At 68.5% G+C, this 24,482-nt stretch carries 23 protein-coding genes and 3 pseudogenes; 11 read left to right on the top strand and 15 right to left on the bottom strand.

What is annotated here, in order from left to right; all coding sequences use genetic code 11:
* Positions 1-15 precede the first annotated feature (15 nt).
* Positions 16-1,203 carry a permease gene (locus TOK_RS19650; RefSeq protein ID WP_253258499.1) on the bottom strand — a complete coding sequence of 396 codons (1,188 nt, stop codon included), beginning with the start codon at positions 1,201-1,203 and terminating at the stop codon, positions 16-18.
* 385 nt (positions 1,204-1,588) lie between these two features.
* Between TOK_RS19650 and TOK_RS34250 the strand changes: the two genes are divergently transcribed.
* The gene (locus tag TOK_RS34250; protein WP_098959457.1) at positions 1,589-1,984 is read left to right on the top strand and encodes a recombinase family protein; all 396 of its coding nucleotides are present in this window, start codon (positions 1,589-1,591) and stop codon (positions 1,982-1,984) included.
* Between the two features lie 347 nt (positions 1,985-2,331).
* Here TOK_RS34250 and TOK_RS19640 read toward each other — a convergent pair whose 3' ends face one another.
* On the bottom strand, positions 2,332-2,688 hold the full coding sequence (locus TOK_RS19640; RefSeq protein WP_374754913.1) for an ArsR/SmtB family transcription factor: 357 nt from the start codon (positions 2,686-2,688) through the stop codon (positions 2,332-2,334).
* A 151-nt stretch (positions 2,689-2,839) separates the two neighbouring features.
* Here TOK_RS19640 and TOK_RS19635 point away from each other — a divergent pair, with 151 nt between their 5' ends.
* The gene (locus TOK_RS19635; protein WP_098959455.1) at positions 2,840-3,913 is read left to right on the top strand and encodes a cation diffusion facilitator family transporter; all 1,074 of its coding nucleotides are present in this window, start codon (positions 2,840-2,842) and stop codon (positions 3,911-3,913) included.
* A 468-nt stretch (positions 3,914-4,381) separates the two neighbouring features.
* Here the strand turns inward: TOK_RS19635 and TOK_RS19630 are convergent, their stop codons facing one another.
* From TOK_RS19630 to TOK_RS19620, 3 genes are all read right to left on the bottom strand, one after another.
* Complete coding sequence (locus tag TOK_RS19630; RefSeq protein WP_098959454.1) at positions 4,382-5,347, bottom strand: FkbM family methyltransferase; 966 nt, start codon at positions 5,345-5,347, stop codon at positions 4,382-4,384.
* 612 nt (positions 5,348-5,959) lie between these two features.
* Positions 5,960-6,622: a DUF305 domain-containing protein gene (locus TOK_RS19625; protein WP_098959453.1), complete on the bottom strand. Its 663-nt coding sequence runs from the start codon at positions 6,620-6,622 to the stop codon at positions 5,960-5,962.
* A 68-nt stretch (positions 6,623-6,690) separates the two neighbouring features.
* Positions 6,691-7,242, bottom strand: coding sequence for a hypothetical protein (locus TOK_RS19620; RefSeq protein ID WP_253258498.1), 552 nt, complete (start codon positions 7,240-7,242; stop codon positions 6,691-6,693).
* 219 nt (positions 7,243-7,461) lie between these two features.
* Here TOK_RS19620 and TOK_RS19615 point away from each other — a divergent pair, with 219 nt between their 5' ends.
* The 3 genes and pseudogenes from TOK_RS19615 to TOK_RS19605 all read left to right on the top strand — a co-directional run bounded on the left by TOK_RS19615 (position 7,462) and on the right by TOK_RS19605 (position 10,775).
* Positions 7,462-7,743 carry a metal-sensitive transcriptional regulator gene (locus tag TOK_RS19615; RefSeq protein ID WP_098959452.1) on the top strand — a complete coding sequence of 94 codons (282 nt, stop codon included), beginning with the start codon at positions 7,462-7,464 and terminating at the stop codon, positions 7,741-7,743.
* Between the two features lie 176 nt (positions 7,744-7,919).
* A pseudogene (locus TOK_RS19610) lies at positions 7,920-8,123 on the top strand (heavy-metal-associated domain-containing protein).
* A 276-nt stretch (positions 8,124-8,399) separates the two neighbouring features.
* Entirely contained in the window at positions 8,400-10,775 is a 2,376-nt protein-coding gene (locus TOK_RS19605) for a cation-translocating P-type ATPase (protein ID WP_098959451.1), read from the top strand.
* A gap of 143 nt (positions 10,776-10,918) precedes the next feature.
* On the opposite strand, the gene metK is transcribed toward TOK_RS19605, so the two are convergent.
* Complete coding sequence (metK, locus tag TOK_RS19600; RefSeq protein WP_172457659.1) at positions 10,919-12,121, bottom strand: methionine adenosyltransferase; 1,203 nt, start codon at positions 12,119-12,121, stop codon at positions 10,919-10,921.
* Positions 12,122-13,051: 930 nt separating this feature from the next.
* Between metK and TOK_RS31820 the strand changes: the two genes are divergently transcribed.
* A complete protein-coding gene (locus TOK_RS31820) occupies positions 13,052-13,642 on the top strand; it encodes a hypothetical protein (protein ID WP_141566453.1) in 591 nt (196 codons plus the stop codon).
* 131 nt (positions 13,643-13,773) lie between these two features.
* Positions 13,774-14,781, top strand: a complete 1,008-nt coding sequence (locus TOK_RS19595; RefSeq protein ID WP_253258497.1) for a bifunctional 2-polyprenyl-6-hydroxyphenol methylase/3-demethylubiquinol 3-O-methyltransferase UbiG — start codon at positions 13,774-13,776, stop codon at positions 14,779-14,781.
* A gap of 275 nt (positions 14,782-15,056) precedes the next feature.
* On the opposite strand, the pseudogene TOK_RS34245 reads toward TOK_RS19595, so the two are convergent.
* A pseudogene (locus tag TOK_RS34245) lies at positions 15,057-15,259 on the bottom strand (IS21 family transposase); the annotation flags it as partial.
* Positions 15,260-15,415: 156 nt separating this feature from the next.
* Between TOK_RS34245 and lgt the strand changes: the two are divergent.
* Positions 15,416-16,258, top strand: coding sequence for a prolipoprotein diacylglyceryl transferase (lgt, locus tag TOK_RS19585; RefSeq protein WP_098959450.1), 843 nt, complete (start codon positions 15,416-15,418; stop codon positions 16,256-16,258).
* Between the two features lie 52 nt (positions 16,259-16,310).
* On the opposite strand, the gene TOK_RS19580 is transcribed toward lgt, so the two are convergent.
* The 4 genes and pseudogenes from TOK_RS19580 to TOK_RS35070 all read right to left on the bottom strand — a co-directional run bounded on the left by TOK_RS19580 (position 16,311) and on the right by TOK_RS35070 (position 18,189).
* Positions 16,311-17,144, bottom strand: a complete 834-nt coding sequence (locus tag TOK_RS19580) for a sulfite exporter TauE/SafE family protein (protein ID WP_098959449.1) — start codon at positions 17,142-17,144, stop codon at positions 16,311-16,313.
* Entirely contained in the window at positions 17,144-17,485 is a 342-nt protein-coding gene (locus TOK_RS19575) for a rhodanese-like domain-containing protein (protein ID WP_098959448.1), read from the bottom strand. Before TOK_RS19575 ends, TOK_RS19580 begins: the two co-directional genes overlap by 1 nt.
* Positions 17,482-17,994, bottom strand: a pseudogene (locus TOK_RS19570) (GntR family transcriptional regulator). The gene TOK_RS19575 and the pseudogene TOK_RS19570 overlap by 4 nt, the downstream one beginning before the upstream one ends.
* A gap of 48 nt (positions 17,995-18,042) precedes the next feature.
* Positions 18,043-18,189, bottom strand: coding sequence for a GntR family transcriptional regulator (locus tag TOK_RS35070; RefSeq protein WP_306305151.1), 147 nt, complete (start codon positions 18,187-18,189; stop codon positions 18,043-18,045).
* A 156-nt stretch (positions 18,190-18,345) separates the two neighbouring features.
* On the opposite strand from TOK_RS35070, the gene TOK_RS19565 reads away from it, so the two are divergent.
* Complete coding sequence (locus tag TOK_RS19565; protein ID WP_306305150.1) at positions 18,346-19,731, top strand: rhodanese-like domain-containing protein; 1,386 nt, start codon at positions 18,346-18,348, stop codon at positions 19,729-19,731.
* The gene (locus TOK_RS19560; protein WP_098959447.1) at positions 19,728-21,137 is read left to right on the top strand and encodes a rhodanese-like domain-containing protein; all 1,410 of its coding nucleotides are present in this window, start codon (positions 19,728-19,730) and stop codon (positions 21,135-21,137) included. The genes TOK_RS19565 and TOK_RS19560 overlap by 4 nt, the downstream gene beginning before the upstream one ends.
* 270 nt (positions 21,138-21,407) lie before the next feature.
* Here TOK_RS19560 and TOK_RS19555 read toward each other — a convergent pair whose 3' ends face one another.
* A complete protein-coding gene (locus tag TOK_RS19555) occupies positions 21,408-21,629 on the bottom strand; it encodes a hypothetical protein (RefSeq protein ID WP_098959446.1) in 222 nt (73 codons plus the stop codon).
* 215 nt (positions 21,630-21,844) lie between these two features.
* Here TOK_RS19555 and TOK_RS19550 point away from each other — a divergent pair, with 215 nt between their 5' ends.
* Positions 21,845-22,417 carry a class I SAM-dependent methyltransferase gene (locus TOK_RS19550; protein ID WP_098959445.1) on the top strand — a complete coding sequence of 191 codons (573 nt, stop codon included), beginning with the start codon at positions 21,845-21,847 and terminating at the stop codon, positions 22,415-22,417.
* 14 nt (positions 22,418-22,431) lie between these two features.
* Here the strand turns inward: TOK_RS19550 and TOK_RS19545 are convergent, their stop codons facing one another.
* From TOK_RS19545 to TOK_RS19535, 3 genes are all read right to left on the bottom strand, one after another.
* A complete protein-coding gene (locus TOK_RS19545) occupies positions 22,432-23,037 on the bottom strand; it encodes an FAD/NAD(P)-binding oxidoreductase (RefSeq protein WP_141566452.1) in 606 nt (201 codons plus the stop codon).
* On the bottom strand, positions 23,034-23,420 hold the full coding sequence (locus TOK_RS19540; protein ID WP_098959443.1) for an FAD/NAD(P)-binding oxidoreductase: 387 nt from the start codon (positions 23,418-23,420) through the stop codon (positions 23,034-23,036). Before TOK_RS19540 ends, TOK_RS19545 begins: the two co-directional genes overlap by 4 nt.
* A 165-nt stretch (positions 23,421-23,585) precedes the next feature.
* Positions 23,586-24,260, bottom strand: a complete 675-nt coding sequence (locus TOK_RS19535) for a polysaccharide deacetylase family protein (RefSeq protein ID WP_172457658.1) — start codon at positions 24,258-24,260, stop codon at positions 23,586-23,588.
* Positions 24,261-24,482: the final 222 nt, after the last annotated feature.

Here is a 24,482-nt window from a genome sequence, read left to right as displayed (position 1 = left end):
GGGAATCGCCCGTGATCAGGCGTGGTGGCCGTGGTCACGGCTGTCGGGGTGGTCGTGCTCGCTGCTGGGGCTCCCACCCATCATGGCCAGCATGGGTGTTCCGCCCGAGCGCACGAACCGCACCACCAGCGCGGCGGCCAGGATGAGGAACGCGATGTTGAGCCAGGTGGTGTAGTTCCAGGAGATGCCCTCGTTGGGCAGGTGCGCGCCAGCCGGGTTCGGGACCAGCCCGAGCCCGCCGAAGATGAGCTCGACGAGATAGCCGGCGATCGCGGCGGTGGCGTAGAAGGTGCCGGCGAGGAACGCGGCCATCCTCCACCCGTAGTAGCGGCGGTAGATGTTGAGCACCGGCAGGATGATCAGGTCGGCGAAGATAAACGCGACCACCCCGCCGAAGCTGATCCCGCCGGTCCACAGCACCACGGCCAGGGGCACGTTCCCGATCGAGCACACGAAGCTGATCACCGCAACTAGCGGTCCGACGATGGGTCCCCAGATCGCAGCGGCGGTGGGGTGGCCGGACAGGAATAGGCCCTGCCAGAACGCATCGGGCACCCACGCCCCGATCGCACCGGCGATGAGCAGTCCGCCGACGAGGTCTTTCCAGATCGCCGCCCATTCCATGACGAACACATGCGACACCGAGGTGAACGCCTCACCCGAGAACAGCCGCCGGCGCAGCGAGCCGTCGCGTCGCACGGACATGTCCATCGCGGCGTGGCCCTCCATCGACCCGGCTAGCCCCTTCTCGGCCTGTACCCGGGCTGCGTCGAGGAGTTTGCGGCGCAGCCCGAGCCGGAACACCACCGCGAGCGCCACGATCATGATCGGGCCACCGACGAACTCCGCGACGGTGAACTGCCAGCCCATCAGCAGCGCCAGGATCACCCCCAGCTCCACGACCAAATTGGTGGAGGCGATCTCGAAGGCCATCGCGGCGGTGAAGTTCGCGCCCTTGCGAATCAGCGACCGCGCCAGCGCGACCGCGGCGTAAGAGCATGACGAGGACGCCGCGCCGAGCCCGGCGGCCAGCGCCAGGGTGCGGGGTCGGTCGTCGCCCAGCAACCGCACGATCGTGGCGCGGCGCACCGCGGCCTGCACCACGGCGGAGAGCGCAAAGCCGAGGATCAGCGCCCACAAGATCTCCCAGGTCATCGACCCGGCCAGCCCGAGCGCGTGCCCGATCGCACCCATCACAACCATGTCCAATACCTAGGGGGGGTATCTGCTCGTCTGTTGATACCCCTCTCGGGTACACCTGTCAAACGCCGGCCGGGATCGACTGGCCGGCAGATCAGATGCCAGCCGTCCATGCACCCACTCTGTTGAGAATCGAACCAATCCCCAGCAAGATCCACAACTCTGGCCGGCGATCACCGAGAGCTGTTCCGGCTGTCGAACAAACGCGCCGAGGATGCAGCGCGTCGAACATCGGCCCAGGCGCCCTTTCTCGTACAGGCTGCATGCCGTCGTCTGCGATCCAGCCTTCCACCGGCTCACCGTCGTCGGGTGACCAAGTGCTCGCCGCGGAGCCCGCCACTGTCACCGGTGTGCCGATCGGTACGCCCGGGTTTCAACTACGGCGCAGCTGCTCGACCGCCAGCTTCGGGCCGTCGACGACCTCGGATGCGCCAAAGTGCTTTCCGACCAGCTCTCCGGACGCGACGCCGACCGACCCGAGCTGCAGGCCTGCCTGACCTACCTCCGCGCCGGCGACACACTCGTCGTGCCCAGCCGCGCCCGGCTCTCCCGGTCCCTGCAGGACCTCATAACCCTCATCGCGCAGCTGCGCCGACGCTGGATCGGGTTCCGATCGCTGCACGAGAACCTCGGCACCACCACCCACGGTGGGCGGCTGGTGTTTCACGTCTTCGCCGCGCTGGCCGAGTTCATCCGGGAACTCATCGTCAACAGGACCCGGGAGGGCCTCGCCGCCGCGCGCGGGGTACGGCTGGGCCGGCCGTCCGCGATGACCCCGGAGTAGATGCGCCACGCCCGGGACCTCCTACCCCACCCGAACAACCGAACAACACCTTCTCCTCGATCGCGCGGCTCCTCAACGTCAGCCGCTCCACGATCTACAAGTACGTCCCCGAACTCGGCAGCCGCGCCGCCACCGCACGCCTAATCTCGACACCGTCTTGGCCGGGCTCCCCGAGGATTCACGGCAAGCGCTGCCCGATGTCACGAAGTAGACGAGCTTTTGCCCTCACGCCGTTCGCCAAGTGGCGGCCGGTGACACGTTCCTTACCGACAGCCCGTGTCGGCCAACCCCGGCGGCACGTCGATTTGACCGCGTCCGCCAGCATGCCCCAATCCGCGATCCCCCGATCAGCGATCCGGGGTCGCTGCTGGGCTTCCCCGGCCGTGCGGGGTCGTGGACCCGGCAGGGATGTCGCGGTCGAGATGATCGGCGTGGAACAGGGCCTGCGACAACAGTGCGCGCACATGCTCGTTGGCGGCGGAGTAGTACACGAACGTCCCTTCCCGGCGGCCGGTGACCAGCCCCGCCAGCCGCAGCTTCGCCAGGTGCTGGCTCACCGCAGTGGGCGCGGCGCGGGTCAGTTCGGCCAGACACGCCACAGAGGACTCGCCCTGCAACAGCGCCCACAACACCCTGATCCGAGTCGGGTCGGCCAGCATCCGGAACGACTCGGCCGCCAGGGCGACCTGTTCGTCGGCGGGCATGTCGAACTCCAGCTGCGTGGTGTGCACGACATCACCGTACCGGAATACCCCTCTAACTGCGTATCTGCATGAGTGCGCACACATGATGCTACGTTGGCAATAGGGCCGTCCGGGCTCACGACCGCGCACGAATACGAAGTGGACGCCCGTCATGGCTGATCAGAACAACCACGCCGAACACCACCGCCGCGACCACACGCTCGAACACGTGCACGTTGATGGTCCGAGCGGTGGCCGAGAGCCCTTTGCGCGACTGTGGTCGCGGGCAAGGCACGCGGTGACGCCGCACAGCCACGACGGCGCCGACATCGTGGATTCCACGCTCGAGGCGAGCGCCCGAGGCATGCGCGCGCTGTGGATCTCCTTCGCCGCGCTGATGGTCACCGCGATCGCGCAGCTGGGCGTCGTGGTGGCGAGCGGATCGGTGGCGTTGCTGGGTGACACGCTGCACAACTTTGCCGACGCGCTGACCGCCGTTCCGCTGGCGATCGCGTTCGTGCTGGGTCGGCGCGCGGCGACCCGGCGCTTCACCTACGGTCTGGGTCGCAGCGAGGACCTCGCCGGGCTGATGGTCCTTCTGGTCATGCTCGCCTCTGCCGTACTGGCCGCGTGGACCGCGATCGACCGCCTGCTCAACCCGCGTGACATCACCGCGATCGGCTGGGTTGCCGCCGCGAGCGTCGTCGGGTTCCTCGGCAACGAGATCGTCGCCCGCTACCGCATCACCGTCGGCCGCCAGATCGGCTCCGCCGCGCTGGTCGCCGACGGCCTGCACGCCCGCACCGACGGCTACACCAGCCTCGCGGTGCTGCTCGCCGCCGGCGGGTCCTGGGCGGGCTGGCGATGGGCGGACCCCGTGGTCGGCCTGCTGATCACCATCGCGATCCTGTCCGTGCTGTGGGGTGCGGCGAAAGAGGTGTTCTCCCGCATGCTCGACGCGGTCGACCCCGCGCTGGTCGACACCGCCGAACACACCCTCGCTGCGACACCGGGTGTGCGTGGGGTTGACACGATCCGGCTCCGATGGGTCGGGCACAACCTGCTCGCCGAGTCCGAACTCGCGGTCGACCCCGCCCTCACCCTGCTTCAGGCACACACCATTTCCCTCGATGCCGAGCACCGCCTCATCCACGCCGTCCCCCGCCTCGGCGAGGCCTTCATCCATACCCACCCCAACTGCGACACCGGCACCGACCACCACAACGCCGTCCGCAAGGACGCGTAGCGGCGAGCGGCACCTGCGCCACAGTGCGCAGTGCTCGCCGGCAGCGCCCGCACCGCCGCGCCGCATCCATCCGCCAGGCAAGCCCGCCACGCTGACGACGTTGAAGTGAGCGAACCCGCAGCTCGGCCGGGGCTTCACCCCTCTTCAGCCGCCGACGGTCGCTCTACCGTGCAGAGGTCGGCAAACGGCTGTAGTGCGCTGGCGCGCAACCGTGATCGCGTCGGATCGGGCCATCACGGTGCTTGGCCAGGACCAGGTCGGCCTCATCCCACGCGGATCGCCACGCTCGAAGGAATAAGCCGGCGCAGCCGGATCACCGTGTCTACGTCCTGCTCGATCGAGCCGGACTCATCCAGGCCCGGCAGCTGCGTCATGCCAGTTGCTCGTGTACCGCAAGGGCACCCACGCGAATGGCGGTGGCGGGTCCGAGATCGACGCCGCTCGCACCGCGTCATGCGATCAATGCACCTACGGTCCGAACAGCTGCTCCGCGGCACCGCCCACCGCCCATGCGAGGAAGTTGTAGCCCCACGCAGGGTCGACCTTCACCGCGTCGACCGCCGCGACGTCGGTCATGCGTTTCAGTGTCCCATGGGGATCTGGGGCGTATACGGCGTAACCGCGTTCGAGGAACCACATCGACGTGGCGTTCGTCGGATCGCTGCCGTGATCTTCGAACACGACGGCGACATCGCCATCGCGAATCAGCTTTGACACGCCCAATGCCTCGATCTCAGCACCTTCCACGTCGAGCTTGCACAACACCGGGCCGCCGTCAGGTGCAACGGAGGTAAGAAGTTCATCCAACGTCGCGGTCGGGACACGGCAGCGGCGGCCTGAGGTCATCCTCGGCAGTCGCGTCTGTGCCACGCTCGAGGCCGCACTTTCGCGGGACTCGACGAAATCGACTACCTCGCCGCTGCGTGACCACACAGCTGCCTGAAGTGTGCGGAAGGTGTTTTCGTTGAGGCGGCTATTTTCCGCCAGGCCCCGGAATGTGGAGGGAGAGGCCTCTACGGCCAGCACCCGCTGCGGGTCCTGCTTGCCCGAGCCCGCGATTACCGCCCACCAACCAAGGTTGGCCCCGCAGTCCAGAAACGGGATTCCCATCTTGGCAGCCTTCTCTACGACGGGGAGCAGTTCGGGTTCATAGTTTCGTCGCACCAACAGGATTCGCATCCAGTAACCGTCTCGCGGATGGGCGCGGAAACGGGCGCCGCCCGGTACAGTGAACTCGGCGTATGCGCCGCGGGACGCCAGTGCCCCTAACACGCGGCACGTCGCGTAGTGCCCCCGCCTGACGGTATGGTTGACGACGAAAAACACAGCACGTAAGACAATTATCACGGCAACATCTCTGGCGCCGGGCCCACTGCCGAGAAATCGCACAGGCCGCCCGTCGTCGATCGACGGCTGAACACCATTCTTCTTCATTTGCGCGCCACCTCAGGCTGGTTGACTTCTCCAAGTCTGCGGGCGCCGAGGCAAGCGTTCGGCAAAGTGTCGGTCGCCGCAGCGCAAGCGATTCGAGTACTCCCTCATCCCTCGTACCCAGCCTACCCTCGTTCGACCCAGAAGGCCTGCGCGGCGGGTTCAGGATAAGAGCGTTTGAGGATCGTCATAGGCCTCCCGGCGGGCCCGGCGCGATCCAGTGTATTTGGGCACGGATGAGCGACCGGCTCATTTCCATTTCGAGGGCCAGGAACACCATAGTCACCGGGTACCGGCGCATGTGAAATCAGGAGACGGCGTGGTGCGGCGAATAGAGCGCGGCGGCGAGCGCCAGCGCCACCCCGAGGGCGATAAGTACCGGCGCGAACTGACTCATCGTCCCCTTCCGGCAACATCGTCATCGATACCCGTCAATACCCCCACCCGGGTAGGGCATCCCGGGAATGCAGCCCCCCTGTCCAACGCGGCCATCGCCGCGCGGTGCATTGCTACCCTCGCAACTGCTGACTGCGCGAGCAACCCCCCGTGATTTCCGCTGGAGTTGCGCGGAGCGGAGGGGGCCGGATCGGGCCCACCTCCGCCCACCCCAGTGGGTCAGAGCGTAGAGAGCAGGTAGTGCATCTCGGTGATCTCCGACTGCTGGGCCTTGATGATCTTCTGTGCCAGTGCCTTGGCGTCGGGGCTCTGCCCCTCGACCACCTCGGTCTGAGCCATTGAAATGGCGCCGTTGTGATGCTCGGTCATCATCTGCAGGAACATCCGGTCGAAGTCGGTGCCGGCGGCCTGCCCGAACTGCTGCATCTGCTGGTCGGTCATCATCCCGCTTATCCCCTGCGGCATTGGCATGGTGCTCGTGGTCTGACCCGTGGTGCCGTGGTCCATGCCGCCCATGGAGCCGCTCGTGGTTACCGGGCCGGTCTCCGGCTCACCCCAGGTCGCGAGGAAGCCCCGCATTTGCTCGATCTCAGGCCCCTGAGCCGCCTGGATGCGGGCGGCGAGCTGCTTGACCTGGCTGTTGCTGGCTCGCTGGGCGGCCATGTCGGCCATCTGAATCGCCTGGGCGTGATGCGGAATCATGTCGTGGACGAATGCCGTGTCCGCGGCGTTGTGAGCGGCCGAGGTGGCCGGTGCGGTGGGGACCGCGCCCGGCGTGGTGGACGCGGCGGCGGCGCCGCCGCTCGAGCCGGTACACCCGGCGACGAGAACAGCCGTGAGCGCGGCGGCGCCGAGCAGGCCAAGGACAGACGTGCGGTTCATGATCGGGAGTGCTCCTCTGAGTGCAGACGGATGTGATCAGACCAGCGCTGTTGCGCGCTGGAGGCCGATCAGTTCCGCAGCACGCAGAGTTGCGCGAGCCTGACCGAGGTCGGGGGAGGTGCCCGGGGGCCGGCGGCGGGCCGCCCGCCGCGGTGGATTGTGTCGGGCCGAGTCGCGCGTGCGACGACGACGGCCAGTAGCACCGCGCCGGCTAGGGCCAGCAGTATGGTCAGCACGGCCAGGCACAGGTGGAGCAGGTCGTGCAGCACCGAGTGTCCGCCGGCGGGCCCAGCGGGACCGGCGAGGTCGGTGGCATGCATGTCTGACGTCGCAGGGACGACCAGGACCGCGGTCGCCGCCGCCTGTTGGCCGCCGCGCGAATCAGCAGATGCGCTAGCGCTTCCTGTCGCCGTTACGGCGTTCGCATCAGCGGTGACCGCTGCGGGTCCGTCAAGGCCGACCATCCTCATCGGTGGACCGGCAGCGCCCTGGATGGCGGCGTTCTGCGCGTGCCCGGCGTCGGCGCCGCAGGCGACCGCGGAGTGCATCGCGACGACACCCAGGATCAGCGACAGCACCAGCAGCGCCTGCTGCCAGTCGCGTCGCTGGAGCGTCTGCACGCCCCCGACGATAGCCGCGCATCGAAGGACTGCCTGAGTGCAGGGGGGCCGACCAGCTGCGACGGACTCCCGAATGAAGCCGTACCGCGCAGACGGCGCCGTGCGCGAAATACGCCGAGCAAGCCGTCGACCGACGATCAGCAATCACTTATCCGCGGACAAGCCGCTGACATACGGTACCCCCCTAGGGTATACTCGCGGTAGTCGAAGGGAGGCGCCGTGCACGGATACGCTGACAACAAGGACAACCACCTCACGCGGATGCGCCGGATCGAGGGGCAGGTCCGGGGCATCACCAAGATGATCGAGTCCGACAAGTACTGCATCGACGTGCTCACACAGGTCGCCGCGGTGAACAAGGCCCTGGAGGCCGTGGCGCTGGGGTTGCTCGACGATCACCTCAAACACTGCGTGAGCGATGCCGTCGCCGAGGGCGGCTCCGTCGCCGATCAGAAGATCTCCGAGGCCAGCGCCGCGATCGCCCGTCTCGTCAAGTCCTGACACCGCCCGGGGGCCGCGATCACGCTCCGCGTGCCGACCGATCGACCCTTCCCTTAGGGCTCATGGCCTCAAGGCTCACCCGTCAGCACCGGCCCTTCGCCGGCTGCTCAGTTCGTCGCGTCCGCATCCGGTCCGGGTGGCGGGCCGGCAGGAGAGGAGAGGAAGCGCTGACGGCAATGAGCACCCACACCGTGACCGGGATGACCTGCGACCACTGCATCACGTCGGTGCGCTAAGAGATCGGTGAGGTCTCCGGCGTCCGGGAGGTCGCCGTCGACCTCCCGACCGGCCTGGTCACCGTCACCACCGATGCGCCGGTCGACGAGGCGGACATCCGTGCCGCGGTCGAGGACGCCGGCTACCAGCTCGCCATCACCTGACCCTCACTCCCCGTCGCGGCGACCACGCGGCCAGACAGGCAACCCTGACGAAGGGAATCAACGTGAACACTTCAGCGAGGCTCTCCACCTGCGGCGCGCCGCTCGCCCCGCGCGCACCCGGGGCCCACGCAACGGCATCCCCTATCGGTCCCCTCACCAACGCCGCCCCGCCGCACCGGCGACCGGACACGCAGGCACCCCCGTCGTCGAAGACGCCGGGCACGGGGACATCCAGGACAGCACCGCACAAACCGGCAAAGCCGGAGGGGGTTACTGATGTCCACGACCGACACGTCCAGCAGGACCGGCGAGGCCCCGCACCGGGCGCCCGGCGACGTTGAGACCGAGACCGAGACCGAGCTCGCGATCAGCGGAATGACCTGTGCGTCGTGCGCCAACCGGATCGAACGCACGCTCAACAAGCTCGACGGGGTGAGCGCCACCGTCAACTACGCGACCGAGAAGGCCAAGATCAGCGCTCCGCACGGGATCTCGACCAGCGCGCTCATCGCGACCGTCGACGCAGCCGGCTACCAGGCACGACTGCCCACACCACCGGAACCGACCCTTCCCGACACCCCGGCAGGCCCGGACACCCATGCTGACCACACGGGTCAGGAACCCGACGAGCTACGAGCCATCCGGCAGCGGCTGCTGACCTCCATCGTGCTGTCAGTACCGGTCGTCGTCCTGGCCATGGTCCCGGCCTGGCAGTTCACCAACTGGCAGTGGATCTCACTGACCCTCGCCGCGCCGGTGATCGCGTGGGCCGCTTGGCCGTTCCACCGGGCGGCGTGGGCAAACCTGCGCCACGGCGCCGCGACCATGGATACCTTGATCTCGCTGGGCACCCTCGCCGCGTTCGCGTGGTCGCTCTACTCGCTGCTGTTCGGCACCGCCGGCATTCCGGGTATGACGCACCCGTTCGAGCTCACGATCAGCCCCTCGGACGGCGCCGGCAACATCTACCTCGAGGTCGCAGCCGGGGTGACCACCTTCATCCTCGTCGGCCGCTACTTCGAGGCCCGCTCCAAGCGCCGCGCCGGCGCAGCCCTCCGCGCCCTGCTCCATCTCGGCGCCAAGGACGTCACCGTGCTGCGGGAACGCCCGAACGGCGCCCGCGTCGAGGAGCGCATCCCGATCGGGCAGCTCGCCGTCGGTGACCGCTTCGTGGTCCGTCCCGGGGAGAAGATCGCCACTGACGGGACCGTCGTCGAGGGCCGCTCTGCCGTCGACGCGTCCATGCTCACCGGCGAGTCCATTCCGGTCGAGATCGGCGCCGGAGACGAGGTCGTCGGGGCCACCATCAACACCAGCGGACGGCTCGTGGTGCAGACCAGCCGGGTCGGCGCGGACACCCAGCTCGCGCAGATGGCCAAGCTCGTCGAGGACGCCCAGACCGGCAAGGCAGCCGTCCAACGGCTGGCCGACCGAATCTCCGGGGTGTTTGTGCCGATCGTGATCGCCCTGTCCGCGGTCACCCTGGCGTTCTGGCTGGGCACCGGTGCCGGTGCGGCGGCGGCGTTCACCGCCGCGGTCGCCGTTTTGATCATCGCCTGCCCGTGCGCGCTCGGGCTCGCCACCCCGACCGCGCTGCTGGTCGGCACCGGACGCGGCGCGCAGCTGGGGATCCTCATCAAGGGCCCCGAGATCCTCGAGTCCACCCGCAGGGTCGACACCGTGGTCCTGGACAAGACCGGGACCATCACCACCGGCCGAATGTCCCTGCTCGCCGTGCACACCGCCGATCCCCTCGGACCTGGTACCGACCGACCGAGCGCGGACGAGGTTCTGCGGTTGGCCGGTGCGTTGGAGAACGCCTCGGAGCACCCCGTCGCCGCAGCGATCACCCGCGCGGCCCGCGAACGGGTGGGCGAGCTGCCCGAGGTGTCCGAGTTCGGCAACCACGAGGGCCTGGGCGTGCGGGGCGTCGTGGACGGGCACGCGGTGCTGGTCGGCAGGCCGGCGCTGTTGGAGCAGTGGAGCCAGCCGCTGCCCGAGGACCTGGCCATTGTGCTCGGCGCAGAGGCCCGCAGGGGCAGGACGGTGGTCGCTGTCGCCGTCGACGGCCAACCACGAGCTGTGCTCGTGGTGGCCGACGCCGTGAAACCGACCTCGGCCGAGGCGATCGCGAGGCTGCGCCGACTCGGGCTCACCCCGATCCTGCTCACCGGCGACAACCAGGCCGTGGCCGAGACGGTCGCCCGCGAAGTCGGCATCACAGTCGGCCCCGACACCGTCATCGCGGACGTGCTACCCAGCGACAAGCTCCAGGTGATCGAGGACCTGCAGGCCCGAGGCAGGGTCGTCGCCATGATCGGCGACGGTGTCAACGACTCTGCCGCGCTCGCCCGCGCTGATCTCGGGCTGGCCATGGGGACCGGCAGCGACGTCGCCATCGAGGCGGCCGACATCACCCTGGTCCGCGGTGACCTGCGCGCCGCCGCAGACGCCATCGAGCTGTCGCGGCGCACCCTCGCCACGATCAAGGGCAATCTGTTCTGGGCCTTCGCCTACAACATCGCCGCCCTGCCACTGGCAGCCCTCGGCCTGCTCAACCCCATGCTCGCCGGAGCCGCGATGGCGTTCAGCTCGGTGTTCGTCGTCGGGAACAGCCTGCGACTGCGCAGGTTCCGGCCAACCGGCCACTAGACTCCGGACCGACGACGCGGATGCCGGGCAGAGACGTCCCGGGGGCGGCCTGCAGCAAGGCCCGGCAGGCAGGCCGGGGAGCGAGGGGCGGCGAGCAGCGGCCCCTCGCTCTCGTTGCGTTGCAGGCTCGGCCTGGACTCCGGTCAGCCCCCGGCGGCCGACTTCAGCGCGTCGGCGCGCGAGGTGGACTCCCAGGGCAGCTCGACGTCGGTGCGGCCGAAGTGGCCGTATGCCGCGGTCTGGGCGTAGATCGGGCGCAGCAGGTCGAGGTCGCGGATGATCGCGGCCGGGCGCAGGTCGAAGACCTCGGTGATCGCGGCCTGGATGCGGGCCGGGTCGACGTGCTCGGTGCCGAACGTCTCCACGAACAGCCCGACCGGTGCGGCCTTGCCGATCGCGTAGGCGACCTGGACCTCGATGCGGTCGGCCAGGCCGGCCGCGACGGCGTTCTTGGCGACCCAGCGCATGGCGTAGGCGGCCGAACGGTCCACCTTCGACGGGTCCTTGCCCGAGAACGCGCCGCCGCCGTGGCGGGCGAAGCCGCCGTAGGTGTCGACGATGATCTTGCGGCCGGTGAGGCCCGCGTCGCCCATCGGGCCACCGACGACGAACCGGCCGGTGGGGTTGACCAGGAGCCGGGCGCCGCTGGCGTCGATGCCCGCGCGCTCGAGCTCCGGCTCGACGACGTGCTCGCGCACGTCGGGGGCGAGCAGCGCGTCGAGGTCGACGTCGGCGGCGTGCTGGCTCGACACCACGACTGTGTCGACGCGGACGGCGCGGTCGCCGTCGTACTCGATGGTGACCTGGGTCTTGCCGTCCGGGCGCAGGTAGGGCAGCAGGCCGGACTTGCGGACCTCGGTCAGGCGCCGGGCCAGCCGGTGCGCGAGCGCGATCGGCAGCGGGAGCAGCTCGGGGGTGTCGGTGTTCGCGTAGCCGAACATCAGGCCCTGGTCGCCCGCGCCCTGGCGCGCGATCTCGTCCTCGCTGGCCTCGACGCGCGACTCGTAGGCGGTGTCGACACCCTGGGCGATGTCGGCCGACTGCGCGCCGATCGCGACGTTGACCCCGCAGGAGTTCCCGTCGAAGCCCTTGGCCGACGAGTCGTACCCGATCTCGAGGATCTTCTCCCGGACGATGGTCGGGATGTCGGCGTAGGCGCTGGTGGTGACCTCGCCCGCGACGTGGACCTGACCGGTGGTGACGAGGGTCTCGACCGCGACACGGCTGCGGGGGTCCTGGGCGAGCAACGCGTCCAGGATCGAGTCGCTGATCGCGTCGCACATCTTGTCCGGGTGTCCCTCGGTCACCGATTCGCTGGTAAACAAACGGCGCATGGAGTCGTTCATCCAAGCCTCCTCGCAGGTTGTATCGAGCATAGCGTTGTCGCAGTGATGACATATTCGGCATACGGGAGTTTTCTGGGCACGGAGTCAGCATCTGAGGTTTGCCACATTCGGATGTGCTCCGGTCGACTCGACTGGATCCCGTCAAGTGCCAAAGTTGCCTTGCATCGTACGAGATGGCCATCGTAGGAGATGATGGACCGGATCCAGTCGCCACTTCACCGAAGCGTTTGAGGAGACGGCACTGAGATCCGACGTCTATGTGCGAAGCACGCAAGGTTGTACCAATCGAGACGACGTGGATTGCCGGTAAGGCGCGATCCCACACCGACGTTGTCGGGACTTCGGATCCGAGATCCGTGCGCGAATCGGGGCACGCAGGACGGGCACCCCAGCGGATAGCGGCAGAACGGTGACGCTGAGGACCGCATCGCCAAATTGCATCGGAGTATGAGTGCACGATGTTTCGTCGCGGTCGTCCGCCGCGGCTGCGCTTCTACTGCTCAGGCTCAGTGGAGGTCACCAGGAGTGCTCGAGTCGCTGCGAGAGCCGCTCCATGAGCAGACCGGCCGAGGTCGTGGGCGCCGGCAATTGCTCGGGCGGCACTGGTCAGTTGACCAGCCGACGGGCCCGAGCCGACGAGGTCGATGCCGGCGGTAGTGCCGCTGCGGAGCGCGTCACGATCGCATGCATCCCGACAACGGTGAGGGCGGCCAGGAAGACGAGCAGCGGACGTCGCGGTTCCACCGCATCGCCCCAGGTCCACGCTCTCATACTACGGTCGACACAGCCGGTCGATGTGCCAGGGGCCGCCGCCGGTCACGGCCCGCGACCCCTGTTCAGCGCATCAGCAGTGCCGTCCACCTCCCTGACGAGCGCCCTGTTGGCGCCTGCCAGTAGCGTCGAAGTCAGGTCACGGAACAGGAACGAGACATGAGGATCATCCCGGCGGGCGGAGCAGGCGGTGCGGTCGCACGTGCCGCTGCGTTCGCCGTCGGGCTGTGGGGTGTGACCCATGTTGTCACGCACGCCCTGTTCGCCGACGTCGTTCCATCGACCTCAGGCGAGGTCGCCTACCGCTCGGTGGCCGGGCCGCTGACGATTGCCGCCCTGGCGTTGATCTTCGCGTCTGCGTTCGCCATCGTCGTTGGTACCGGAGGTAGGTCGACAGGCTGGCGAGAACGACATCGTGGCAGTGATGAACGCATTCTCGCAGCCACGCCTGCGGTCGCTCCCGTCGTGTTCATGGTGACCGAGGCTGCGACACATCTCGGGTCTCATCACGGCACTCCGCCTATCGATCTGCTCGTCGTCGGCTCGCTCCTCCACGCTGTGGTCGTCACCGTCGCGCGCCAGCTCTGGACCGCGTGTGTCGATCGGACAGTTCGCCTTCTCGACCGCCCGACCTTCAAGCCGCTTCTGCCGGCAGACCGCGGTGCATTCACCGAGATCGCCTCCTCTTGGGCACCTTGGGCACCGTTAGATTCGCGTCCGAGTCGCGGCCCTCCCGTTTACTGTAGGTGACGGTCTCCCACTCAGCGCGTATCCGACTCCATATTCGGTGGGCCTCTGACCGCTGGGCACCATGCAGCAAAATGGGTCGTAGGCTTGGTAATTGTCGTGCGCGCTGCTAATCCTATTAGTAGAGGGCTAGTATGTCGATGCTCACCAATAGTCTCTTGGTTCGAGAAATTCGAATGAAGTTGTGGCGCGCCATGCAAATGGCCGCCCCCCAGGGCGAACAGGGGACTTTTAGCGATCCGGCCGACCTTCCACCCGTCGACTCAACCCAATGGGAGGTCGAGGATAGGGAGGCATTCACCAGCCCGGAGATGGAGACGTTCAGGGCGTCGCTGCGTGACGGCGATCGTACCGTCCGGGAGTCTCTCCTCGACGACCTCGCCACCTATCACGGGATCACTCCGCAGGAGGCCCGAGACTTCTGTCTTCACTGGGAGCAGAAGAGTGTTGAGGAATGGGCATCGACAGGCGCCTCCACCAGCGACGCTGGCCGTGTCGAATTTTATCGGACCACGCAATCCTGGAGCTTCGACCTCACGTGGTGGGCCTACCTGCAATCCGAGTGCAGGACCGCCCCGTCGACCGTGCTCGCTCTCCGGTTCTTGCAGCAGTATTCCCCCGGGCGCCGTCATCTGGATTTCGGTTCCGGGGTCGGTGTGACCAGTCAGCTGTTCAATCGCAGCGGCTGGCGAAGCACATCGGCAGACCTCTCCTCAACGCTGCTCGATTTCGCTCGTCACCGTCATAAGCGCCGCGGCGACGACGTCGCGTACATCGATCTGCTCACCGGCGGCCTGCCTGCCGGCAACTATGATGCGATCACCGCCATCGACACCCTCGCTCACGTTCCGGACATGTTCGATACCTGCCGTCGCCTTCATGACGCACTTGGCCCGGATGGAGTCTTGGTCGCCAATTCGATATCCGGTCCCCGGCACCTGAGACTGCGTGGCATCTCTACAGTGACGAACTTCGACCGCTCTACGATCTGCGGCGTGCGGGCTTCTCCCCGATCGGCGACATCGGTTACGGGATGGTGGCCTATCGGAAGGTCCGAGACCACGGGGCCGGCCACGCGTTGCGGGTCGTTCGGGACTGGCTCGCGCTGGTCAGTCCCCCTCGCCGGCTGGCGCGCAGCGTGAGCCGGCCGTTGCTGCGAGGCCTCGTGGCCATTCGCCGGACGACCAGCCTAGCTTGAGACAACGGGGGCGGCTCCGATCGCCGTTCGCCAGAGCATGCGCCGCACCTGCGAGCGGGCCACGCCACCACCGCCATGATCCGGCCGATGACGCCACCGATCGGGGACGGGGCGCACGACCACGTTCGGCGGCCACAGTGATCTGGTGCCGGGGCTGTTCCCCGGCACCAGATCACCTCTTGCTCGGCGATCACCGTGGGCCGGCATTCGTGGGTACTACGCCAGCAACGCCCTCACCTGCGGCTCCACCGCGTCCGCCAATGAGCACCGCGGCCACGTTCGCACTTGGGCCGGACTTCCGAGCGCGGTGCGGACTGCACAGTGTTGCGGGCGGCCCCGAGCCGGCGGGCGCTCTCCTTGATAGGCACGCCATCGCCCCGCTGCAGACGACGGATCTCGGCCCAGTCCTCCACTGATAACACTCTCAGCGTCGTACAGAGGGGGTCAATCCCGATCCATCGACACTACACGGCTGAGGCCCATGACCCCGCCGTACATCCACGCGTGCCGCGCGGCACCATCATCGTGTCCACGCAGCGACGAGCCTTGCTGCAAGCAATCCGCTCCTTGGAGGAGCCGTGACGCTCGCGTACCTGCCGAGCCCCTCTCAAGGCGTCTGGCACATCGGCCCGCTCCCGATTCGTGCCTACGCGCTCTGCATCATCGCCGGGATCCTTGTAGCCGTGTCGCTCACCCGACGGCGCTGGGCCGATCGCGGCGGCCGCCCGGACGATGTCGTCGACATCGCGATATGGGCCGTACCCTTCGGCGTCGTTGGAGGACGTCTGTACCACGTCATCACCGATCCCGAGTTCTACTTCGCCCCCGGCCAGCAGCCCATCCGCGCGCTCTTCATCTGGGACGGTGGCCTCGGTATCTGGGGTGCGGTCGCACTCGGGGCAGTCGGAGCATGGATCGGATGCCGGCGCCGCGGCATCAGGCTCGCCGACTTCGCCGACGCGATGGCTCCCGGCCTCGTCCTGGCCCAGGCGATCGGCCGCTGGGGCAATTGGTTCAACCAGGAGCTCTACGGAGGGCCCTCCACGCTCCCCTGGGCCTTGGAGATAGATCCCGGCCACCGGCCACCGGACACGCCGCTCGTCGCTACGTACCAGCCGACCTTTCTCTACGAGTCGCTATGGGACATCGCGGTCGCCGTCCTGCTCATCTGGGCGGGCCGACGCTGGGCCCTGAACAACGGACGGCTCTTCGCCCTCTACGTCGCCGCCTACACCGTTGGCCGAGCCTGGATCGAGGCGCTGCGCGTCGACCACGTCAACCACTTCCTCGGGCTGCGCCTCAACGACTGGACGAGCCTCGTCGTGTTCTTGCTCGCCACCGCGTTCGTCGTGTTCCGCAAGCCGCGGCCCGGGCACGTGGACACGCCCACTGCCGAGACGAGCAGTCGCACACCGATCTGAGGGGACCGCGCGCATCGCCCGGCGCCGAGTACAAGGCCGTCTCGTCGGCTGGTCACAGTGCGATGAGACTCTGGATCCCGACGAAGATCCCCACGGCGACCAGCATGCCGGCGAAGGACTTGGTGAGCGTGGCACCGGAGAGCCGGTCCGCGACGCGCTTGCCCAGGAGGGTGCCGAGCACGGCGGCGATGGTGAACGGGGCGATGACATGCCAGTCCAGGTGCGTGACCCCGAACCGGGACACCATGGATGAGATCGAGTTCAACACGATCACCAGCAGGGACGTACCCACGGCCAGGGCCATCGGCATGCGCAGCACGATGACCAGAGCGGGGACGACCAGGAACCCACCGCCGACACCGAGGAAACCCGTCAGGAACCCGACTGCCGCGCCGCAGGCCACGACCTCGCCTGCGGTGAGCAGGAGCGCGGAGCGTGCAGGACGTTTGCGCAGGGCGGTGGCTGTCGCACCGGGCGACGAGGGACTGACGGAGGTCGTGTCCTCGGTGTCGGTGTCGGGGTCGGGTTCGCGGCGTGCGTTGAGCAGCATCGCGGCCGCCGCGACGATGGTCAGCGCCGCGAATGCGAGCAGGAGCACCGGTTGGCTGACGTGGTGGTTGAGCAGGGTGCCCAGGTAGGCGGCGGGGATGCCGATGACGCCGAGTGCGATGCCGTTGCGCCAGTCGACCCCGCGTCCCTTGATCCTCGCGGCGGCGCCGACGGCGGCGGTGATACCGACGATGATGAGGCTGCTTGTCGTGGCGTCCTGAGCGTTCTGCCCCAGGACGTAGACGAGTGCGGGAACCGTGAGCACGCCCCCACCGCCACCGAGGCCCCCGATGACCACGCCCATCACCAGCCCGAGGGCCGCCGCGAGTGCGAGCATCAGGCGACCGAGCCCGGTGTGCCGTCGTCGCGGGCGACAGTGCGGCCGTCCGCAGCCCAGGCCTTCATGCCTAAGGCGAGGTTCCGCACGTCGAACCCCGCCTGCGCGAGAGCGGCGGCAGCCTTCCCCGACCGCTTCCCCGAGCGGCACACGGCGACGACGACCCGGTCCCGAGGGATCGCTGCGAGGTCCAGGGAGCCGAGCGGCATGTGAACCGCCCCGGGGATGTGCCCGGCGGTCCATTCATCGGGCTCGCGAACGTCCAGCAGCAGGGCACCGGCGCCGGTGAGAGTCTCGGCGGCGGCGGGATCGATCTGGCTGATCTGGTCGGATGAGGTCATCGGACGCCCTTTCTGAGTTGAGCGTTGGTGAGCTGGAAGCCTTCGCGGCGAGGGAAAGAAGCGCTGACCCCGAATCGGTCACCACGCACGATGGTGCGACGCCACTCGACCGGCCGGCCGCGTGAGCAGCCAAGACGGTCGATGGCGAGCACGGCCACCTGTAATCGGTCGGCGAGACCGAGGATGTCGCGTTCACCGCGGGTCGGGACCAGGGCCCGGATCTGCTCCTGACCACCGGTCAGGTGCACCCCACAGAGTCGGGCGTACTAGTCGTAGAGGGCCATGTGGCTGAAGTCGACATCGAGCAGCGGAGCCGCCAGAGACCCCGGGAGCCAGACGCGGTCGAGGGCCAGCGGCTCGTCGTCAGCCAGCCGGAGCCGCTCGAGATACACCAGCGGGGTGGACACCTCGAGCCCGAGCCGGGCAGCCACGGATCCGTCGGCGCGCAGATCGAGCGTGTGCACGATCGAGCGCTGCTCATGTCCGGCCTGCTCGACCGAGGCGAACAAGCTCTAGAGAGTGCCGAGTGGCTGCTCGAACTCTGCGGCCGGCAGGACCTACGGCGGTCGACCACGATCGGCCGACACCACACCCTCACGCCGGAGCCGGCCGAGCGCTTCACGGACGGTATGGCGGCTGATGTCGTACTCGCGGGCCAGTGCCAGCTCACCGGGGAAGGCGTCGGCGAACTCGTCGTCGGCCATCCGCCTGCGTAGGTCGGTCAGAACCTGGACCCACAGGGGCCCGCCAGCACCATGTCGGTCGAGCGGCCGAGCGGCCATAGTCCTTCAACTCCCACTGTTCGGGACAGCTGTCGGTAATGTACGGTCATTATCAGTCGACAGCAAGGGAGGCCTCCCGTGGGTCTGTCCGTCGCAGTGATCGAGACCAGCGAGTTGGGTGATCGCAGCTATGTGGCCCACGACGGCGAGATCGCCGTGGTGGTGGACCCGCAGCGAGACCTCGACCGGGTCGAGGCCCTCGTCGACGAGCTGGGCGTCCGGGTGGGCATGGTGGTGGAGACCCACATCCACAACGACTACGTGACCGGCGGCCTGGAACTCGCGCGCCGCACCGGCGCGGACTACCTGGTGGCCGGAGCTGACGCGGTCGAGTTCAGCCGTGACGCCGTCGGTGACGGCGACGAACGCACCGTGGGCACCCTGACGGTGCGCGTGGTCGCGACGCCGGGCCACACCGACACTCATCTGTCCTACCTCGTGGACGACGGCGTGTCCATGCCGGCGGTGTTCACGGGTGGATCTCTGCTCTTCGGCAGCGTCGGGCGCACCGATCTGGTCGACCCCGCCCGCACCGAGGAGTTGACCCGAGCCCAGTTCCACTCAGCTCGGCGCCTGGCCGAGCTGCTCGACAACGACACCGCGGTCTACCCCACCCACGGCTTCGGCAGTTTCTGCTCCTCAGGAGCCGCAACCGGGGGTGACGCCAGCACCATCGGGATCGAGCGCACCCGCAACGACGCTCTCGTCGAAACCGACGAGAGCGCCTTCGTCGAGCGGCTGGTGGCCGGACTGACCGCCTACCCCAGCTACTACGCCCACATGGGCGCCCGCAACCGTCAGGGGCCCGGCCCTGCCGACCTGTCCGCACCCGAGTCGGTCGATCCCGACGAGCTGCGGCACCGGATCAAGGCCGGCGAGTGGGTGGTCGACCTGCGAGACCGCACCGCCTACACCGCCGAGCACATCGGCGGCACGATCGGCATCGCGCTGGGCACGCAGTTCGCCACCTACCTGGGTTGGCTGATCCCCTGGGGCACCCCACTCACGTTGATCGGCGAGTCCGCCCAGCAGGTCACCGACGCCCAACGACAGCTGGTCAGGATCGGCATCGACCGTCCTTCCGGCGCCGCGTCAGGCACCCCCGGAGAGCTCGCCGCACCCGATGAGCTGCGCAGCTATCCGAGCTCGACCTTCGCAGAACTCACCCACGCCCTCGACCGCGGCGACGCCCCGGTCGTGCTCGACGTGCGACGCCACGACGAACGCACCGGAGGCCACATCCCCGGCTCGGCCCACATTCCACTCAACGAGCTGCTCGACCGCCTCGACGAGATCCCGGACGGCGAGTTGTGGGTGCACTGCGCGTCGGGGTTCCGAGCCAGCATCGGCGCGAGTCTGCTCTTCCGCGCCGGACACCGGGTCGTACTCGTCGACGACGAGTACGCCAAGGCCGTCGACACCGGCCTCGCTGTCACCTCACCGTCAGACCAGGAGAACCGATGACCGACGTGCTCCACAGCGGCGATCTCGTCTTCCGCCAGTACTACCTCGGGTGTCTGTCCCAGGCGTCGTACCTGATCGGTGACCGTGGGACCGGACGCGCGGTCGTCGTCGACCCCCAGCGCGACATCGCCGAATACCTGCGCGACGCCCACGTCGAGGGGTTGAGCATCGAGCGGGTCCTGGAGACCCACGTGCATGCGGACTTCCTGTCCGGACACCTGGAGCTGGCCGCCGCCACCGGCACCCCGATCTCCTACGGTGACGCCTGCGAGGTCGAGTTCCCGATCGAACCGCTCGCCGACGGGCAGCTCCTGTCGCTGGGGTCGGTGACATTGCAGATCCTTCACACCCCCGGCCACACACCCGAGTCGATCTGCATCCTCGTCCGGCAGTCCTCCGACGGTCCGCCGTGGGGGGTTCTCACCGGGGACACCCTGTTCATCGGCGACGTCGGGCGACCGGACCTGCTCGGCGGCGCCGGATGGTCGGCCGAGCAGCTGGCCCGCGCACTCTACCGCTCGACCCGCGAGCGCCTGCTGACCCTGCCCGACGAGACCCGCGTCTATCCGGCCCACGGCGCAGGGTCCGCGTGCGGCAAGAACCTGTCGACCGAGACCTCCAGCACGATCGGCGAGCAGCGCCATCACAACTACGCCTTGGCGCCGATGGACGAGGCAGCCTTCGTCGCCGCCGTCACCGAGGGCCAGACCGTCGCGCCGATGTACTTCGAGTTCGCCTCACATCGCAACCGCGAAGCCCGGCCTGTCCTCGACGAGACCGCCCCCGTGCCGGCGCTGTCCGCGGCGCAGATCGACGGCGCTGTGGCCAACGGGGCACTGCTGCTCGACACACGCGACCCGCAGGACTTCGCCCGTGGGCACCTCGCCGAATCGATCAACGTCGGGCTCGGAGGCCGGTTCGCCGAGATGGTCGGACAGGTCGTCCCCGCCGACACCGACATCGTGCTCATCGGCGATCCCCACACCGCGACCGAGGCCCGCAACCGGTTGGCCCGCATCGGCTTCGACCACGTCCTCGGCCACCTCGGCGGCGGCCCCACAGCAGCCCCGGTCGAGCACCTGCGCACCGCCGGCCGGATCGCGGCGACCAGACTGGCTGGGCTCGCCGAGCAGGTCCAGGTCGTCGACGTCCGCGGCCCGGGTGAGGTCGCGACCTCCGGCATGGTCCCCGGCGCGCTAGCCATCCCGCTGCCTGCACTGGTATCCCGGCTCGCCGAGATCGACCCGGCTGCCCCGACCGTCGTCTACTGCGCGGGCGGGTACCGCTCCTCGATCGCCGCGTCGCTGCTGCGCGCGCGAGGGTTCGCCCGCGTCGACGACCTGCTCGGTGGCTTCGGGGCCTGGACAGACGGTTCGCGACCGGTCGAGCGGCCGGTCCCGGCGTAGGACTCAGAAAGGCACGGACGCCGAATGGGCGGCGCGGGTGGCCTCCCCGATCCGGCCCAGCAACCCACGCAGACCACGAGCGGCGTCGGCCAGGCGGACGGCACCCGCTCGGCTCGGGGCCCGGTCGGGGGAAACGTCCGGCGTCGAACCGGTTGTGGTGTCGGACAACGGGGCGGGATGTGAGACAGGGGCGGCGCTCATGGCACGAGTCCTTAAGAGGGTGACGACGGACGGCGGCAGGCCGACCACGCCCCGATCAGTTCGGGGAGGTCAGCGCGCCGTGCGACAGAACCGGTCGTCGATGGAGAGCTGATCGGTCGCCAGCAGGCACACGCAGAACGCGCACCGCATCGACCGCCCCTCAGCACTCACGTTCATCAGTTCACCACCCGGACCGCCCTTCGTGCAACCGAGTGTGACGGTCATGCCCTGCTCGCCGACGTCAGGATCTCCCACCCAGCGCGATGGCCGGGCGCGGGACGCGTCGGGCATCTCGGAGCGCTGTGCGGGGGCGACGCCGGCAGTCGATGATCGGGTTCCGAGCCAGTAGGAGCCCGGCCGACGCGTCCCGCTCGACGTTCCTCACGGGCGCCGGCATACCCGGCGGCGACTCTGGATCATGTGTGCCGGCGTGTAGGTTCGCCGAGGTGGCAGACCGCACCCAGGATCGACACGGGCACCGGATCTTTGCCGCGCTCTACGATCGCATGACGGCACCTGCCGAACGCGCGATCCTCGGGCCCCGCCGTGCGGCGCTCGTCGGCGAACTCACCGGCCGTGTGATGGACGTCGGCGCCGGGACCGGTGCGAACCTGCCGCACTACCGCCGCGCCGACGAGGTCATCGCCGTCGAGCCGGACCCGGCGATGCGTCGCCGCCTCACCGCCCGCGTGGCCGACGCAAGGGTCCCGGTCACCGTCATCGCGGCGGACGGCGAGACGCTGCCCGCCGAGGACGGCACCGTCGACTCCGTGGTCTTCACCCTCGTCCTCTGCACGGTGCCCGACCCTGCACAGGCGCTCGCCGAGGCCCGCCGGGTACTCCGCCCCGGCGGAACACTCCTTGCGCTGGAACACGTCCTCGGCCACGGCCGCGCCGCGCTCTGGCGCCGCCGGCTCGATCCCCTGTGGACGCGTGCCGCGGCCGGCTGTCATCTCGACCGCGACACCGAAACCACCATCCGCGCGGCAGGCTTCGCACCCGCGACCATCGAGCACTTCAGCACGTCGCCGGCCTGGGGACCGATCGGTGACCTGTTCCAGCTCACCGCTGAACGCTGACGCAGACGTCCTGGTCAGGCGAGCCCACGGAGCATGGCCTGCCAGTACATCGTGGGCAGCCCGTAGCGCTTGAGGTACCACATGTCCTTGCGCTCCTTGAGCGTGTCGATGACCGGGATCGTCGGCGTCGGGGTCATCGAGTAGTCGAACTCGGCTAGCAGCATCGAGTGGCGCGACGTCGTGAGTGGGCACGAGGCATAGCCGCCATAGCTCGCGCTCGGGGGCCGGCCCGCCATCACATCGAGCGGATTCGTCACGCCGACCGGCGCCTGTTTGCGGATCGCCGCCCCGGTCTTCGAGTTGGGGCTCGACCCGGCGTCGCCGAGGGCGAACACGTTCGGGTTCCGGGTGTGCTGCGTGGTGTGCTTGTCGATCTCGACGTATCCGGCGGGGCTGGCCGGATCGGCCAGCGAGGTCTTCTTGACCCAGTCCGGGGCGCTCTGAGGCGGCACCATGTGCATCACGTCGTAGTCGAGGGTGGTCTCGGCGTCCTCGTTGCCGTGGTCCACGACCGTGACCGTGCGGCGGTCCGCGTCCACCGCCGTCGCCTCACTCTGCAGATGCACGGTGATCCCGTACCTGCGAGCCACACCCTCCAGCACCTGGGCGAACTCCTTCACCCCGAACATCCCGGGTGTGGCAGCACCAGGTGGACATCGATGTCACGCGACACACCCTGCTCACGCCAGTAGTCCGCTGCGAGATAGGCGATCTTCTGCGGGGCGCCGGCGCACTTGATCGGGCCCGCCGGCATCGTGAAGACCGCCGTACCCGATCGCAGCTCGCGGATGAACTTCCAGGTCGCCGGTGCCAGCTCGTAGAGATAGTTGCTCGACACCCCGTCGCGGCCGAGGGTCGCGCTGAGCCCGGGAATCTTCTCCCAGTCCAACTGGATGCCAGGGCACATCACGAGGTAGTCGTGGGCGACAGCAGACCCGTCGTCGAGTGAGACCTCCTTCGCCTCGGGATCGACCCCGACCGCGGCGTGCCGAACCCAGGTCACACTTGTGGCTGGGATCGCTGAGCTTGAACCCGCCGTTGAACGCGGCGGCGATGTTCGCGCCGGCGAGCGACGTGGACGCTGCCGCCTGCTCGCCCTCGGCCCACCCGCGCGCTCGGCATGCGCCGCGGCCGATGAGTGACTCTCCTCGTTCGGTAGGCCACGGGATCAGGGGCCCGCCCACAGCGAGAACAGTCCGCCGTGCCCGCGGAGAGGCCCCACCGTCAGGTCCTCTGACCGCCATCCCGCAAGGAGCTCCGGCAGAGCCTCGAGGGTGCTGCGCCACGAGCCCGGCGCGGACGCGGTGTCGGCATCGTGGAGCAGGATCGTCCCGCCTCGCGCCGGCTGCCGCCGCACGGCGTTGATCACCGATGGGCCCGTGGCTCTGGACGACCAGTCACGGCCCCACGCCGTCCACAGGACAGGACGGAGGCCCACGTCAGCAGCCGCGAGGGTGGCGGTTCTCGACATCACGCCGAACGGGGGCCGGTACCAACGAGGAGCCGCGCCCGACGCCAGTTCGATGAGGTCTGCTGTTCGGCGCATCTCCTCGCGCATGCGCCGACGGCTTCGGACCAGTGGGGTCATGTGGTCCCAGCCGTGCACGCCGAGCTCGTGGCCGTCACCGTGGATGCGGGACGCGAGATCGGGATTCACGCTCAGGAGCCGGCCGAGGACGAAGAACGTCGCGCGTACGTCGTGTACGGCAAGCAGATCGAGAAACGCCGGCGTCGAAGCCGGGTCTGGTCCGTCGTCGAACGTGAGGGCTACGTGACACGTCTCCGAGCGACCTGCCACCGTCGGCGCCAGGGCTCGGCGGACTGGCCCGATCGCGGTGATCATCGGCGAGATCTGCCAACAGCCGGCTGCAACAAGAAGTCCCGCGGATACCGCCTTCATCCGGCGATCCAGTCGGCGAGGCCTGCGGAGGCGATGACCGCCTCGCTCACCGACGACCCCGGAAAAGGTCTTTCGCTCCGGAAGCTGGACCTTGCGCCAGGATCAATTTCGTCATCATCCGAACGCTACCCAGACCATGGTTCGGGAATGTGAAATTGAAGGACA

This window comes from Pseudonocardia sp. N23 (genome assembly GCF_002583555.1).
GTDB lineage: Bacteria > Actinomycetota > Actinomycetes > Mycobacteriales > Pseudonocardiaceae > Pseudonocardia.
The sequence above is the reverse complement of the archived record's forward strand: the minus strand, read 5'-3'. Positions and strand labels throughout refer to the sequence as shown.

What these genes read in the sequence shown, in the direction of transcription:
- TOK_RS19650 (WP_253258499.1), bottom strand. Translation starts at nt 1,203, where the DNA reads ATGGTTGTGATGGGTGCGATCGGGCACGCGCTCGGGCTGGCCGGGTCG.
- TOK_RS19640 (WP_374754913.1), bottom strand. Translation starts at nt 2,688, where the DNA reads ATGCCCGCCGACGAACAGGTCGCCCTGGCGGCCGAGTCGTTCCGGATG.
- TOK_RS19635 (WP_098959455.1), top strand. Translation starts at nt 2,840, where the DNA reads ATGGCTGATCAGAACAACCACGCCGAACACCACCGCCGCGACCACACG.
- TOK_RS19630 (WP_098959454.1), bottom strand. Translation starts at nt 5,347, where the DNA reads ATGAAGAAGAATGGTGTTCAGCCGTCGATCGACGACGGGCGGCCTGTG.
- TOK_RS19625 (WP_098959453.1), bottom strand. Translation starts at nt 6,622, where the DNA reads ATGAACCGCACGTCTGTCCTTGGCCTGCTCGGCGCCGCCGCGCTCACG.
- TOK_RS19605 (WP_098959451.1), top strand. Translation starts at nt 8,400, where the DNA reads ATGTCCACGACCGACACGTCCAGCAGGACCGGCGAGGCCCCGCACCGG.
- metK (WP_172457659.1), bottom strand. Translation starts at nt 12,121, where the DNA reads ATGAACGACTCCATGCGCCGTTTGTTTACCAGCGAATCGGTGACCGAG.
- TOK_RS31820 (WP_141566453.1), top strand. Translation starts at nt 13,052, where the DNA reads ATGAGGATCATCCCGGCGGGCGGAGCAGGCGGTGCGGTCGCACGTGCC.
- TOK_RS19595 (WP_253258497.1), top strand. Translation starts at nt 13,774, where the DNA reads ATGTCGATGCTCACCAATAGTCTCTTGGTTCGAGAAATTCGAATGAAG.
- TOK_RS19580 (WP_098959449.1), bottom strand. Translation starts at nt 17,144, where the DNA reads ATGCTCGCACTCGCGGCGGCCCTCGGGCTGGTGATGGGCGTGGTCATC.
- TOK_RS19575 (WP_098959448.1), bottom strand. Translation starts at nt 17,485, where the DNA reads ATGACCTCATCCGACCAGATCAGCCAGATCGATCCCGCCGCCGCCGAG.
- TOK_RS35070 (WP_306305151.1), bottom strand. Translation starts at nt 18,189, where the DNA reads ATGGCCGACGACGAGTTCGCCGACGCCTTCCCCGGTGAGCTGGCACTG.
- TOK_RS19560 (WP_098959447.1), top strand. Translation starts at nt 19,728, where the DNA reads ATGACCGACGTGCTCCACAGCGGCGATCTCGTCTTCCGCCAGTACTAC.
- TOK_RS19555 (WP_098959446.1), bottom strand. Translation starts at nt 21,629, where the DNA reads ATGCCCGACGCGTCCCGCGCCCGGCCATCGCGCTGGGTGGGAGATCCT.
- TOK_RS19550 (WP_098959445.1), top strand. Translation starts at nt 21,845, where the DNA reads ATGACGGCACCTGCCGAACGCGCGATCCTCGGGCCCCGCCGTGCGGCG.
- TOK_RS19535 (WP_172457658.1), bottom strand. Translation starts at nt 24,260, where the DNA reads ATGATCACCGCGATCGGGCCAGTCCGCCGAGCCCTGGCGCCGACGGTG.